Raw genomic sequence first — 14,725 nt, forward strand, 5'->3', positions numbered from 1 at the left:
TCATTGCGAGGAACGAAGCAATCTCATCCTCCTGTTAATTTATTTTTAACCGCAAAGTTCACAAAGGTTTTTCGCAAAGTTCGCAAAGATTCTATTTTGATATTTTCTGTATACTAACCCGAATCGTTGGGACTGAACACTGAACACTTACTTCACCCCTGTACTCCCAAAACCACCTTCTCCTCTGGATGTTTCAGATAATTCCTGAACTTCAATCCATTCGGCACGTTCGTGTTTGGCAATGATTAATTGAGCGATGCGTTCGCCATTCTCAATTACAAAATCTTCATTGGATAGATTCACTAAAATCACTCCTATTTCTCCTCTATAATCAGCATCGACTGTTCCTGGGGAATTCAAAACGGTAATTCCTTTTTTGATAGCCAATCCGCTTCTTGGGCGAACCTGCGCTTCATATCCAATGGGCAACTCAATAAACAATCCCGTTTTTACAATAATTCGTCCTAAAGGAGCCAATGTGATGGGAGAAGTTAAATCGGCTCTTAAATCCATTCCTGCTGACGCAAGCGTCTCGTAATTAGGCAACGGATGCTGCGACTTATTGATGATTTTTATTGTCATTTTATTTTTTTCGTTTAATGATAGACAAGATAGTTGCTTTTTCGTTGTGGTACACAAAATACACAAACAACAACAACAACGGAATTCCCACAAAATAATTTTCTCTGAATCCGTAAAAAGAAATGGCCGAAAATAGAATAGATAATCCTAAATAGCCGCCAATTTTTTCCATATCATACGGAATGGGATAATAGCGGTTTCCTAAAACATAGGAAATGAACATCATACTCCCATAAGCTGCAATGGTTGCAATAGCCGAGCCGTAATAACTGAATTTTGGAATTAAAAGGTAATTCAACACCAAAGTTAAAACAGCGCCCACAATCGAAATATAGGCTCCCATTTTGGTTCTATCGGTCAGTTTATACCAAACGGAAAGGTTGTTGTAAATTCCCAAACAAAAATTGGCCAAAATAATCAACGGAACCACTTTCATGGCTTCCCAATACGACTTATTGTCTAAAAGCAAGAACTTCAACACATCCGCAAAAACAATTACTCCTAACAAAATCAAAGAACCAAAAATCACAAAATATTTGGTAATCATGGCATACGTCTGTGGTGCATTTTCATTCTTAGAATGACTAAAAAAGAAGGGTTCAATTCCTAAACGAAAGGCGGTAGCAAACAACACCATAAACAACCCCAATTTATAACAGGCGGAATAAGCTCCAACTTCCGACTTAGCTACGTTTTCGGGTAGCCAATACCCTAACAGAATTTTATCAAAATGTTCGTTTACTGCAAATGCAATTCCCGCCACTAAAATAGGCAAACCGTATTGCATCATCTTTTTCCAAAGAGCGGCATCAAATTTTCGAGTCAAAGAAAGATAATTAGGAGAAAGCACTAACAAAGTCAGTAAGCTAGCTGCTAAATTAGAAACGAAAATATAACCTATTTCGTAATTTTCAACGTACAAGTTCCCAATAAAAGAATTTGGATTAGAGGCTGCAATTTTTGGTAAAAGCAATAAGAAGAAAAGGTTCAATACTAAATTTATAGCGACATTCCCAATCTTAATAATGGCGTACAGCATTGGTCGTTGGTTGGCTCGCAACTTCGAAAACGGCACAATAACCAAAGCATCCAACACCAAAATCCAAATGGCATAGGTAATGTACTGCACCTCTACATTGGCTAACGAAGCCAAAGTTCCTCTAAAAATTAAGGCGCCAAAAAGAAAAATAATCGAGGACCAAAAAATAGAAATGGTAGACGTAGCAATAACATTTTGTTTGTCGGTCTCTGAATTATAGAATCGGAAAAAGGCGGTTTCCATTCCGTACGACAACACCACATTGAAAAAAACCATCCACGAAAGCACTATAGAAACTTCTCCATACTCGCCTGTGGGCAGAATACCTGTATACAAACGCACGAGTAAAAAACTCAGCATTCGAGGCAAAACGGTGGCTAATCCATAGATTGCCGTTTGTTTGAAAAGACTTTTATATAATCCCAAGTTGGTTTGGTTTAGGTATTGATAAAAACAAAAATAACGAATTCTTTGGTTTAATTTGGGTTTTAAAATTGGTTTTGTTAACAGCTTTTTTAAGATAATCCAGCTTCGTTCAAGGTTTTAATGAAATGAAAGCCCCTTGGATAATACCCTTGATTATAATAAAAACGATGCGCTGTAAAATTGCCAGTAAAAGCATCCAAAACAATCATGGTACAGCCCGCTTCTTCTGCCTTTGTATTGATATAATCAGTCATTAATTTTGCGGCACCTTTATAACGATGATCCGGATGCACAATAAAATTGTCTATCTCAAAATAACGCCCTGACCACAATTTAATTCCCGACCATAAACCCGAAAGTCCAATGCACTGCTCCTCTTCAAATACGGCGATTTGAATATAGTTATGAGGAAGCATCTCGGCAAGGTAGGCTTCGTACTTTTCTAAAGTAAAATTATTGCTATATAAATATTGCATCAGCTCAAATTGAGCTAGCATGTCTTCTAGTGTAGTAAGTTCTCTAATTTCCAAAGTGTAATTTTTTATAAAAATACTCAAAAAAAAGAGCCCCGCAATGCGAGGCTCTTGTGGTATATTTCAAATTGATATTATCCGTTCAAGGCTTCAGCTCCACCAACAATCTCTAAAATTTCATTAGTAATTGCTGCTTGACGCGCTTTGTTGTAGGTTAATTTCAATTGGTCTCTCAATTCTGTTGCGTTGTCTGTTGCTTTATGCATAGCAGTCATACGCGCTCCGTGTTCAGAAGCAAATGAATCTCTAATTCCTTTGTACAATTGTGTTTTCAATGATTTTGGAATCAATGTCAATACAATTTCTTCTTTAGAAGGTTCAAAAATATAATCTCCTGAAGTAGCTGGTTGATCCGATTGAATTGGAGCCAAAGGCAAAAATTGTTCTGTTTGAATAATTTGAGTCGCCGCATTTTTAAATTGGTTGTATACCAATTCGATACGATCATATTCGCCAGCCACAAATTTTTGAGTTAACACCTCTGCAATTTGAGCTACATTATCAAAAGTCAAATCGTCAAAAATGGCGCTTTGATTATCAATAACTGTAAGCGTTTTGCTCAAAATATCATTCCCTTTTTTACCAATTGCAAAAACATCTACTTGTTTTCCTGTATAGTAATCAGAACGATTTTTAACTTCTTTAATTACATTCGAATTAAAAGCGCCACACAAACCTCTGTTAGAAGTGATGGCTACTACCAATACTTTTTTGATTTCACGTTGTGTCGTGTAATCTCCTCCTACATCGCCATCTAAGGTAGCAGAAAGATTTTGTAATAATTCCGTTAATTTTTCGGCATAAGGGCGCATCGCTGTAATCGCATCTTGTGCTTTCTTTAGCTTTGCTGCAGAAACCATTTTCATTGCCGATGTGATTTGCATCGTAGATGAAATGGAAGTAATTCTATTACGGATTTCCTTTAAGTTTGCCATTCTAAATGTGAAAATTTATCAATTTATCAATGTGGAAATGGCTATCATTTACACATTGACATATTGTTATATTGATTAATTATACTTCGCTGAAACTTCTTTTGCTACTTTTTCGATAACATCAGTAATGTTGTCATCTAATTTACCTGCTTTCAAAGCATCAAGAGTGTCTCTGTGTTTGTTGTTCATGAATTCTAAGAAATCTTTCTCAAATTCTTTTACTTTATTTACAGGAACATTTCTCAATAAGTTTTTAGAACCAGCATAAATAATAGCTACTTGATCTTCAACAGTATAAGGTTCGTTCAAACCTTGTTTCAAGATTTCAACGTTTCTTTTTCCTTTTTCAATTACGTTTAAAGTAACTGCATCCAAATCAGAACCAAATTTAGCAAACGCTTCCAATTCACGGAATTGCGCTTGGTCTAATTTTAAAGTACCTGATACTTTTTTCATGGATTTAATTTGTGCATTACCTCCAACACGAGATACCGAAATACCAACGTTAATTGCAGGACGAACCCCAGAGTTGAACAAATCTCCATCCAAGAAAATTTGACCATCTGTAATCGAAATTACGTTGGTTGGGATATATGCAGAAACGTCTCCCGCTTGTGTTTCGATAATTGGTAAAGCCGTCAATGAACCTCCTCCTTTTACGATTCCTTTTAAAGAATCTGGCAAGTCGTTCATGTTTTTTGCAATATCATCATCAGCAATCACTTTACAAGCACGCTCTAATAAACGAGAGTGTAAGTAGAAAACGTCTCCAGGATATGCCTCACGTCCTGGTGGTCTTCTTAATAAAAGAGATACCTCACGGTAAGCAACTGCTTGTTTAGATAAATCATCATAAACAATCAAAGCTGGACGTCCAGAATCTCTGAAATACTCCCCAATTGCAGCACCTGCCATTGGAGCATATACTTGCATTGGAGCAGGATCAGAAGCATTAGCAGCAACGATAATCGTATACGCCATAGCTCCTTTTTCTTCTAACATTTTTGCAATTCCCGCAACAGTAGACGCTTTTTGTCCAATAGCAACATAGATACAAAATACAGGTTTTCCTGCATCGTAAAATTCTTTTTGATTTAAGATCGTGTCAATACAAACAGTTGATTTTCCTGTTTGACGGTCACCAATAACCAACTCACGTTGTCCACGTCCTACTGGAATCATCGCATCAACTGCTTTTACTCCTGTTTGTAATGGTTCTGTTACTGGTTGACGGAATACAACTCCTGGCGCTTTTCTTTCCAAAGGCATTTCGTATAATTCCCCACCTATCGGTCCTTTACCATCGATTGGTTGACCTAATGTGTTTACCACACGTCCTAACATTTGCTCTCCTACTTTAAGAGAGGCAATACGTTGTGTTCTTTTTACAGTTGAACCTTCTTTGATTCCTGTTGAAGCACCCAAAAGTACTACCCCAACATTGTCTTCTTCCAAGTTCAATACAATAGCCTCAAGACCATTTTCGAATTCTACTAACTCTCCGTATTGAACATTTGAAAGCCCGTAAACACGAGCAATACCATCTCCAACATTAAGTACTGTTCCTACTTCTTCTAGTGTAGCACCAGATTCAAAACCTTCTACTTGCTTTCTTAATATTGCTGAAATTTCAGCAGGTTTGATTTCCGCCATCTTACTTTATAATTTAGACACTTTTATGTGTAATAACTAATTACTAAACTCTCTTTTTAATACTTGTAATCTGTTAGCAACAGAAGCATTGTATTGCTTGTCGCCTATTCTTAGTATAAATCCTCCAATGATAGATGGATCTATTGTATTTTCTATTGTAATTTTCTTGTCTGAAAGGGTTGCGATTTTAGCTAAAACTTTAGCCTCTAAAGCCGCATCCATTGGAATAGCAGTAGTTACTTTAGCTACTTCAATTCCGTTTATTTCATCAGATAATTTATTGTATTCCAAAGCAATTGCTTCAAGAATTTCAAATCGTTTGTTTTCAAATAACAAATGAAATAATCCTTGTGTTACTGCATTTACTCCAGAAAAAACTTCCAACAACGCTTTCTCTTTTACCTCAACAGTAGTCGTTGGACTTTGAATAAACGTGTTTAATTCTTCGTTTCCGTTGATTGTAGAAGCAATCAATTTCATATCGTTATTCACTACCTCAGCCACTCCTTTTGCATTGGATAAGTCTAAGATTGCTTTTGCATAACGAATTGCTGCTCTTGTACCTGCCATAATTAGTTCAGTTTTACGTCACCTAACATTTTCTCAACTAATTTAGTTTGAGATTCTTTGTTAGACAATTCGTCTTTCAATACTTTTTCTGCAATGCTTAGCGACAAAGTAGAAACTTGTAATTTCAATTCTGCCATAGCTGCATTTTTTTCACTTTCAATAGCAGCTTTAGCTTGCTCGATCATTTTTTGACCTTGCTCTTGTGCTTCATTTTTAGCGTCTGCAACAATTTTTTCTTTCATTTCACGAGCGTCTTTCAACATAGCATCGCGTTCTGCTCTTGCTTCTTGAAGAATACGTTGGTTGTCTGCTTGTAAATTTTGCATTTCTTTTCTAGCGTTTTCAGCAGAATCCAATGCATTTTTAATTCCTTCTTCTCTTTCTGTGATAGAAGTCATAATTGGTTTCCAAGCAAATTTTGCTAATAAAACCAATAGAATAACAAGAATAAATGCTTGCCAAAAGAATAATCCGAATGAAAAATCGTGAATTAATTTATCCATTATATGATAGTATTTTAATTAAATCTTTTTTAAATAAACAATACCTGTAACCAACCGTTACAGGTATTTGTTTTCTTCCTTTATTATTTTCCTAAGATTAAAGCAGCAAATGCTAAACCTTCTAATAAAGCCGCAACGATAATCATTGCAGTTTGAATTTTACCAGCAGCTTCTGGTTGACGAGCGATAGCATCCATTGCTGAACCACCGATTTTACCTAAACCGATACCAGCACCAATTACTACTAAACCAGCTCCTACTAAATTTGGAATCTCACCCATAATATAAATATATAAAATTAAACTTCTAAATTAAAAACCTACTAGTGTGCGTGTTCTGCGTGATCGTGATCGTGCTCATGTTCTTGAACCGCCATTCCAATAAATAACGATGTTAACATGGTGAAGATAAACGCTTGCAAAAAAGCCACTAACACTTCAATAACTGAGATAAACAAAGTTAAAGCTAATGAAATAGGCATGTCCATATAAATGTTTTTAGTAACAAAAATCATCGCAATTAAGCTCATGATTACCACGTGACCTGCTGTAATGTTTGCAAACAAACGAATCAACAATGCAAATGGTTTAGTTAATGTTCCTAAAAGTTCTATTGGCATTAAAATAATTTTCATTGGTACTGGTACTCCTGGCATCCAGAAGATGTGTTTCCAATACTCTTTGTTGGCACTGAATTGTGTAATAACAAAAGTAAAGATGGCCAAACAAACTGTAATAGCAATGTTTCCTGTTACATTAATTCCTAGTGGAGTCATTCCTAATAAATTCAAAATCCAGATAAAAAAGAAAACAGTTAATAAATAACCCATAAACTTTCTGTATTTATCTTGACCAATATTTGGAATAGCAATTTCTTCTCTAATAAAAATAATTAGCGGCTCTAAAATTCTTCCCGCTCCTGTTGGAATTGGTCCTTTTTTGTAAGAACGCGCTAAACTCGAAAACAATACAAACATTAATACCGCCACAAAAAGCATAGAAACTACATTTTTAGTGATAGAGAAATCCAACGGCATTTCGTTAGTAGGATGCCCTGTCTCTTCATCTTCAGTAATTGTTCCAGCCGCATCTGTTTTGTAGATTTTACCGTGAACTAATTTGTAATAGTTTCCTTCTACTTCAGCAACAGCTTCTCCGTGGTGTAATTTTTCTGATGAAAATATTTTTAATCCATTATCCAATAAAATAACCGGTAATGAAAAACCATATTGCGCTTTTTCGGCTTCGTCTGAAAAGAAAATAAAATCGTGGCTATCTTGTAAGTGGTGTTGAATAAACTCATTTACTTTTTCTTGAGCAGAAGGTGCCTCTTTTTTAGCCTCCCCGTGTTCGCCTTCAGCAGGATTACACATTCCAATAAAAGGAAGTAAAGCGATAATGGTTGCTATGAAAAATCTTTGCGTTTTTTTAGAAATCAACATATTCAAAATAGTATCTTAATATTGTGGTCGTAAATTTTTTTGCAAAAGTAATTTTTTAATTTATATTTTCACCCTACGAATTGATTTTTTTAACAAAGAAAACGCAATTTCATCTAGCTTTTTTTCTTGTTTATTGTCTTTACTGCAAAAAAAACGTCAATCGCTACCGATGCTAGTAAAACAATCAAGATGTTTTTTTTCTCTAAAACACTCGCTGGAGTCTCTAAAGCTAATACTGGGCGAAGTACTAAATACCCAAAAACCATTTTCAAAGAAATCGCCGCAATGAATACCATTCCTACATACGTCTCATAGAAATCATTGATCTTAACGGTTGCCCACACTATGGCTAAAGAAAATAAAGCAAAAAACAAATAAATAATAGCAACTGAATAATAAAACGTCGTCACATCTATATTCAATAGTGTCAATACTAAATAATGAAGTAAATAACTAATAGTAAAGAAAATAACAAATTGAAATAGGTCTTTTTTACTCATAACTAATTGGATTTGTTGATGTTGTTGACTTGTTTTATTACGTTATACAAAGCAACAAAAACTCCCACTAAAACCAAAACTTGGTTGTAGTAAAAAATAGTGTTGGGATACGTTTCGTCTAAATAAGTGCCTGCATAAGAAAACAGAAATATTGTAACTCCCATTTGCGCAGGAATTGTCACCAATGCCAGCCACTTGTTCTTTTTTTGTGGGGGTTTATTCTCCATTATTAACAGTAGGTGAATTGGTTTTCATGGTACAAGTTGCGCTAAAATCAGCACCAGGTTCTACAGATAATTTACCCACAGACACTTCGCCATAAATGTTAGCTGTCGATTTCACATTAAGTAATTCAACTACCTGAATTTTTCCACTAAAACGCCCTTCAATATCGGCGCTTTTGCAGTCAATATCACCTATAACTATTCCGGCTGGACCAATGACAATCTTTCCTTCACATTGAAAGTTTCCTGTCAACTCTCCGTCCAATCTAAAATCAGCCACAGAATAAATATTTCCTTTTATTCGTGTTCCTTCTACAATTCGGTTCGTTTTTCCTAAAAGGTCGGTATAGGATTTGGTCTTTTTATCAAACATAATTTACTGCTTTTTTGAGGCTAAATAGCGGTCTAAATTTTTCTTGATTTGGACTACTTTATAATTATCACTCGAAATGATAATTGCAGGTTGATTAATAGTATATTCTTTATTTACCTTCATATAACTAATAATGTCATTTGCATACGCTTCTGACTTTATATTATGAATGACTATAAAATTTTCTTTATCGGTATAGACATCATAAGAATACGAGTGGTTGCTGATTTTCTCGTCAGCAATGAATTTTTTAATTTTTTCTTCTATTTCTTTCGTCAAAGAGTCTGACCTTAAACCTACTTTAAACACGATTTTCCAACTTTTAGCTGCCGAACTAAACTCCATTTTTTCCAAAATCGGAATTTGATTTTTCAAAATTTCTTGTGCTTGTTTACCTTCTTCGGTATTAGGATATTGTTCGGCCACTTCTCCCAATGCTTTTTTGTAGGCTACTACTCCAAATAATTTTGCCTGTGTATTAGCGCGTAACAATTCCATTTTTGGAAGAATTTCATCGCCTGAAAACTGAATAATTGCTGTATTTAATTTTTCTAAAACCTCCACAAACTGTTCTTCTTGAAACAATTTATAGAATTGATTGTATGTTTTATCTGGAGTTTCGACCTTAGAATTATTGGTATCCGTATTGCTGATAATCTGCGCATAACGTGAGCTAGGGTATTGCGAAACAATACGGTTTTTCATTGCCGTTGCCTTAGTTGCATCTGTAATTTGATAGATTTTATACAAATTGTACATCGCTGGCAAAACCAATTTTTCTGTCGGATTTTGTTCCAATACTTTTTCTAATTTGGCTGTAGCCAAAGCGTATTCTTTAAACTTTTCTTTGTAAATAATTCCCAATTGATAATAGGCAAAATTGCGCTCTTGGTTGATGCTGTCCAACACTTTTTTATCCGTCGGGATTTGATTTAGGTAATACTCAATCGCAAATTTATCTGTCGTTTTTTCAGATTTTTTTTGATTTTCAGCCCCCACAACTAAATCGTCAGGAGTAACCGAGACGGCAATGTCTCCAGAACTTGTTGTCATTCGCCAAAAACCATTGGAATTGCGTTTACCCCAATTTTTCTGAAATTCCAATTGCCCAAAAGCTACCGTAGTGGGATTGTAGAAATAAAACGTAGGATTCGCATTTCCTGTATCCAATTTAGGCAGAGAACGAACAGAGACGTTAGGCTTTAAAAATGTTGGACCTGCTGGAGCGTCATTTCCCGAATTTTCAAAATTAGCCATCGCTTCTTGTTGCTTTTTAGCCAACAGTTGTTTCTTTTCGTCGGCTTTTTTCAAAGCTTCAATGTGATTACCAAAATAAAGAATTCGGTCATTTTTAGAAAGTGCTACTACTTTTAAAATACTATCGTTTTTATTTGCCAATGCATCGTATTTGATTACATCATCTAAGTTTTTTCTAACCTTTTCTATTTGAACAAACTCTCTAGTTTTCTTATCTAATTTTACCAAAGTACTATCGTAGTATTTAGCCGCCAAAGGAAAATCGGCACTTTTAAAATACATATTTCCTACATTTCGATAATTGGATGCCGCTAAGTAGGTATTGTCTTTTGCCTTCTTTAAAGATAGGTTGTAATTTTTCAAAGCCAATTCTGAGTCATTGTTTTTATCATAATACACCCCCATTTGATGGTAAATCAAATCCAAAAACGGTCGGTTTTCTCGATTTCCAACTAATTGGGCGAACATTTTAGTTATTTGGGCTTTGTCGCCATTTTGAAAATCAAACAACTGTGCTTTTCTCGCATACGCCTGAATAACGTATTCTCTATCTGCCTTTCGATTCATATCAATCACCGATTGATAACTCGACAACGCTTGTTCTCTTTTACCTAATTCTTCGTACAACTGTCCCAGAATGAATCGGTAACGCGCTTTTTCAGTGTTTATTTTGGTAAATGCTTGAGCGATTTGGAGTTTAGTAACCGCGCTGTCTTTTTCTTCTAAATTCAAGAAGGCTTCCGCCAAAACAGCATTGGCATTCGCTTCCAATTGGTGATTTAATTTGTAATCTTTCAATAATTTCGACAAATTTTTGATTACCAAAGCATCATTACCCAAGCGCATATTGGTTTTTTCGCGCCAAATTTTAGCCTCATAAATTTTGCTGCTATTGGGATATTTGTACAAAATATAATTGAACGCGTCTAAAGCCGGAACAAATCGTTGGTCGTAATAACGCGCTTTTCCTAATAATAAATATGCCTCGTCCGTTTGATAATTACGTTCTTTTCCTCCAATATTCATAGAGTGTTTTTGAATGGCTTTGGTGGCTTTGGTTTCGGCCAAATCGAAATTAGCATTTTTAATGGTGTCAGCAATAGAACCGTCTGACAATTGCATTTTTTCTACGGGCAAACGCTTCCAAAAATTGTTCTTACTTTTCTCTTTAATGTCGGCAACGCCTTTATCAAAGCCAACACCTCCATTATACAATATATTGTATTGAGTAGTCATCGCGTGGTAATTTCGCGATACAAACGAATCCTTCTTAGTAGAACAAGCCACCAAAATCAATGCTGCAAAAAAACTAAGAATATAGTGAGATCTGTTGGTTTTCAATTGGAAACAATTTATAGCTTAAACTTCTATATGCCATCTTTTAGTATATAGATGGGTAAAATTAAGATTATTCTTTGAAACTGAAATTGATTTTTGAAATTGATTTTTGAAATTGCTATTGCAAACCTGATTTTTATCATTTTCTAAAAACCCTATGGTTTACTATATTTGTCAAAAATTATAATTATGCCTTCCTTTTTAAAATTAATCATTAAAGAAGTAAAACGCGAAACTAAAGACGCGGTTTCCATACTTTTTTCAGTTCCTGAAGAATTACAATCCAACTATACTTTCATTGCCGGTCAATACATTAACTTGCGATTGACATTGGACAACCAAGAAATTCGTCGTGCGTATTCTATTTGCTCTGCTCCAGATAGTGGCGAGTTGCGCATTGCTGTAAAAGCCGTACCTAACGGACTTTTTTCGCAGTTTGCCAATACCAAACTAAAAGCAGGTGACGTACTCGAAGTGGGTAAGCCAGAAGGAAAATTTACCTTTGAACCTCAAGCCGACCGCCAACGCAATTATGCTGCTTTTGTAGCAGGAAGCGGAATCACGCCAGCCATTTCTATTTTGAAATCGGTTTTGAAAAGTGAGCCAAAAAGTACCTTTGTTTTGGTATACGGAAACAAATCGCCAGAAGAAACGATTTTCCACCAAGAATTACACGATTTACAATCACAATATGTGGGGCGTTTATTTGTACACTATGTGTACAGCCAAGCAAAAGTAGCTACTGCTTTGTCTGGACGCATTGACAAAACTACAGTAAATTATATCTTGAAAGAAAAACACGCGAGTTTGGAATTTGACAAATTCTATTTGTGTGGCCCTGAAGAAATGATAAATACCGTTTCGGAGGCTTTGAAAGAAAAAAATATCAAAGAATCGAATATCAAATTTGAATTGTTTTCGGCTTCTGCCAAAGAGCATACTATCGAACAATCGTTAGAAGGACACGCTAAAATAACGGTGATGGTGGACGATGAAGAAACGACTTTCGAAATGTCGGCCAAACAAACCATTCTAGATGCTGCCTTAAAACAAGGTATTGATGCTCCCTATTCTTGTCAAGGCGGAATTTGCAGCAGTTGTTTGGCACGCGTTACCGAAGGAACTGCCGAAATGACTAAAAACTCCATCCTTACCGACAAAGAAGTAGCTAGCGGATTGATTTTGACCTGTCAAGCACATCCTACCTCAGCTACGATTCGAGTGGATTTTGATGATGTTTAATCTTTGCCGCTAGGGCGCTAGGGCGCAAAGTTTAAAAAATAATTATATATAGAAAACGAGAAGTGATGGCTTCTCGTTTTTTGTTTTACTCCTGCAAGGTTTACAAAACCTTGTAGGTGTTTCGAATTTTATACCTACAAGGTCAAAAAAAGACCTTGCAGGAAATATGTGTTTTTTTTGTCAAGCTGTCCCTAACCTAAGGGATGTTGAGATTGGTTCGTCGTGCCTTTTCGCAATGACTAATCCGTGAAATTAGTGCAATCTGTGTTACATATTAAGAATTTCTTCTATTCGAGCCACCACTCGCTCAGGAAGAATAGTCCGCATGGCATTTTCATACCCTGTCACAACTTTGTTCCCATAGACTGAAGTCGGCAGTTGTGGGAATTGGTTTCTGTCAGACACCAAAGCGTTATCTAAAGTTTGATTAAACGGTAAAAAACCGGCATACGGATGGGTAGCACCCCAAAGTGTAACTACCGGAACACCCAACATGGCCGCAATATGTCCGTTACCAGAATCCATAGACAACATAACGTCTAGGTTACTTATTAAATCCAATTCGGTGGTAAAGGGTACTTTTCCTGCCATATTGATAGCGTTTTTTTTATCGCCTACAAGTTGTTGAAGCTGCTTTTTTTCATTTTGGCCTCCGCCGAAAAGGAAAATAGTGTAGTTTTCATTGGCTGCCAAAGCATCAATTACTTCTTGCATCAAATCCAGTGGATAGACTTTAGAATCGTATTGGGCAAAAGGCGCAATGCCAATTACCTTTTGTGATTGGGCAACAATAGTCGCTAATTCAGGTTGGGAAATTTTGGCTTTTGGAGGAAATTTCGGCCGAGACAAATCGATTGGAAAACCTAAGCTTTCAAACACCAATTGATGCCTTTCAAACATCGTGGTCAAAGGTTGGAAAATTTTATTTTCAGCGCGTGTCAACGCTTTTTTCTCAGCACGTCCTTTGTCTACAAAAGCGGTTTTTTTGCCGCTTAATGCGAATAAATAGCGTACTACTTTAGAACGCAACACATTGTGTAGATCAGCAAAAGCATCGATTTGTAACGCTTTTAAATCTTGGAACAACCGCCACAAACCCAAAATTCCCTTATGGCGTTCTTTTTCGTCAAAAGCAAAAAAATGAAGGTGGGGAATGTCCTTGAAAAACGGTTGAAAAAACGGTCTTGAAACCACCGTAAGTTGCACTTCGGGATACTGTTGCGCAAAAGCACGTAAAACAGGAACCGTCATGGCGACATCCCCCATTGCGGAAAGTCTCATGACGGCTATATGTTGTGTTTTTTTGGACAATTACTTAATGTATAAAACCATTAAGAGATTAAGGTTCATTAAGTTTTACTTCATTTTCTTAATTCCTTAATGGTTAAAATATGGTTTCTTATTTTTTATTTTGGTACAAAACCGGATTCAAATCATCGTCATTGTACATTTTCATTTGTTTGTACACTTTCATGAATTTGTTTCCGTTTTCAATGTCGGTCAACAAATCGTCAATAGCAGTCGATAAATCGGTTCTTTGTTCCAACAACACATTCAATTTTTCTTGACACTTGTCTTTGTGTTCTTGCGAAGCGTCTGGACGACTCACCTCTTCTTGCATATGGTAAATTTTCAAGGCTAAAATTGACAAACGATCAAAAGCCCAAGCCGGACTTTCAGAGTTGATTTTAGCGTCTGGTTTGGCATTAACATGACTGTATTTTTGAAGAAAATAACTGTCAATGTATTCCACCATATCGGTACGTTCTTGATTCGAAGCGTCAATTCTTCTTTTCAAAGTCAAAGCCGCAACTGGGTCAATATTGGGATCCCGAATAATATCTTCAAAATGCCATTGTACCGTATCAATCCAATTTTTTAGATACAATAAATGCTCAAATTTATCCTTTGGGAAAGGATTGTTTATGGGCTGATCTACATTATCAAATTGATGATAATCTTGGATACTTTGTTCAAATACAGAATAGGCTAATTTTGAAAACATCTCTTTATAAATTAAAAGACAAAGATACTTTTTTATACATTTATAGTGTGGAAAAACAACTAAAGTTTTGCTGCTAAACTCAATAATTCATTTATGCAAATTCA

Annotated in this window: 16 protein-coding genes; 1 reads left to right on the forward strand and 15 read right to left on the reverse strand. The window is 35.7% G+C overall.

Translation table 11 applies throughout. The features are described 5' to 3' along the window. Positions 1–147 precede the first annotated feature (147 nt). From dut to Q0L65_RS08315, 13 genes are all read right to left on the reverse strand, one after another. Positions 148–582 carry a dUTP diphosphatase gene (dut, locus tag Q0L65_RS08255; protein WP_296685173.1) on the reverse strand — a complete coding sequence of 145 codons (435 nt, stop codon included), beginning with the start codon at positions 580–582 and terminating at the stop codon, positions 148–150. Position 583: 1 nt separating this feature from the next. Further along, the gene (locus Q0L65_RS08260; protein WP_296685175.1) at positions 584–2,047 is read right to left on the reverse strand and encodes an oligosaccharide flippase family protein; all 1,464 of its coding nucleotides are present in this window, start codon (positions 2,045–2,047) and stop codon (positions 584–586) included. Between the two features lie 89 nt (positions 2,048–2,136). Then, a complete protein-coding gene (locus Q0L65_RS08265) occupies positions 2,137–2,544 on the reverse strand; it encodes a GNAT family N-acetyltransferase (protein WP_296685177.1) in 408 nt (135 codons plus the stop codon). A gap of 110 nt (positions 2,545–2,654) precedes the next feature. Beyond that, positions 2,655–3,515, reverse strand: a complete 861-nt coding sequence (atpG, locus tag Q0L65_RS08270) for an ATP synthase F1 subunit gamma (RefSeq protein ID WP_296685179.1) — start codon at positions 3,513–3,515, stop codon at positions 2,655–2,657. Positions 3,516–3,590: 75 nt separating this feature from the next. Beyond that, the gene (gene atpA, locus Q0L65_RS08275; RefSeq protein ID WP_296685181.1) at positions 3,591–5,168 is read right to left on the reverse strand and encodes a F0F1 ATP synthase subunit alpha; all 1,578 of its coding nucleotides are present in this window, start codon (positions 5,166–5,168) and stop codon (positions 3,591–3,593) included. A gap of 36 nt (positions 5,169–5,204) precedes the next feature. Next, a complete protein-coding gene (gene atpH / locus Q0L65_RS08280) occupies positions 5,205–5,738 on the reverse strand; it encodes an ATP synthase F1 subunit delta (RefSeq protein ID WP_296685182.1) in 534 nt (177 codons plus the stop codon). Positions 5,739–5,740: 2 nt separating this feature from the next. After that, on the reverse strand, positions 5,741–6,241 hold the full coding sequence (locus tag Q0L65_RS08285) for a F0F1 ATP synthase subunit B (protein WP_296685184.1): 501 nt from the start codon (positions 6,239–6,241) through the stop codon (positions 5,741–5,743). A gap of 83 nt (positions 6,242–6,324) precedes the next feature. After that, entirely contained in the window at positions 6,325–6,522 is a 198-nt protein-coding gene (gene atpE, locus Q0L65_RS08290) for an ATP synthase F0 subunit C (protein WP_296685186.1), read from the reverse strand. A 41-nt stretch (positions 6,523–6,563) separates the two neighbouring features. Then, entirely contained in the window at positions 6,564–7,682 is a 1,119-nt protein-coding gene (gene atpB, locus Q0L65_RS08295) for a F0F1 ATP synthase subunit A (RefSeq protein WP_296685188.1), read from the reverse strand. Between the two features lie 113 nt (positions 7,683–7,795). Then, entirely contained in the window at positions 7,796–8,182 is a 387-nt protein-coding gene (locus Q0L65_RS08300) for a hypothetical protein (protein WP_296685189.1), read from the reverse strand. A 2-nt stretch (positions 8,183–8,184) separates the two neighbouring features. Next, complete coding sequence (locus tag Q0L65_RS08305; RefSeq protein WP_296685191.1) at positions 8,185–8,409, reverse strand: AtpZ/AtpI family protein; 225 nt, start codon at positions 8,407–8,409, stop codon at positions 8,185–8,187. Beyond that, positions 8,399–8,779, reverse strand: a complete 381-nt coding sequence (locus Q0L65_RS08310; RefSeq protein WP_296685192.1) for a polymer-forming cytoskeletal protein — start codon at positions 8,777–8,779, stop codon at positions 8,399–8,401. Before Q0L65_RS08310 ends, Q0L65_RS08305 begins: the two co-directional genes overlap by 11 nt. A 3-nt stretch (positions 8,780–8,782) precedes the next feature. Next, a complete protein-coding gene (locus Q0L65_RS08315) occupies positions 8,783–11,377 on the reverse strand; it encodes a tetratricopeptide repeat protein (protein WP_366051518.1) in 2,595 nt (864 codons plus the stop codon). 186 nt (positions 11,378–11,563) lie between these two features. On the opposite strand from Q0L65_RS08315, the gene Q0L65_RS08320 reads away from it, so the two are divergent. Next, positions 11,564–12,616: a ferredoxin--NADP reductase gene (locus Q0L65_RS08320; protein ID WP_296685194.1), complete on the forward strand. Its 1,053-nt coding sequence runs from the start codon at positions 11,564–11,566 to the stop codon at positions 12,614–12,616. Between the two features lie 267 nt (positions 12,617–12,883). On the opposite strand, the gene Q0L65_RS08325 is transcribed toward Q0L65_RS08320, so the two are convergent. Both Q0L65_RS08325 and Q0L65_RS08330 read right to left on the reverse strand, forming a co-directional pair. Next, a complete protein-coding gene (locus Q0L65_RS08325; protein WP_296685195.1) occupies positions 12,884–13,897 on the reverse strand; it encodes a glycosyltransferase family 9 protein in 1,014 nt (337 codons plus the stop codon). 118 nt (positions 13,898–14,015) lie between these two features. After that, positions 14,016–14,621: a DUF4254 domain-containing protein gene (locus Q0L65_RS08330; RefSeq protein WP_296685197.1), complete on the reverse strand. Its 606-nt coding sequence runs from the start codon at positions 14,619–14,621 to the stop codon at positions 14,016–14,018. Between the last annotated feature and the right edge of the window lie 104 nt (positions 14,622–14,725).

Origin of the sequence: Flavobacterium sp. (assembly GCF_024642105.1) — a bacterium.
Classification (GTDB): domain Bacteria; phylum Bacteroidota; class Bacteroidia; order Flavobacteriales; family Flavobacteriaceae; genus Flavobacterium.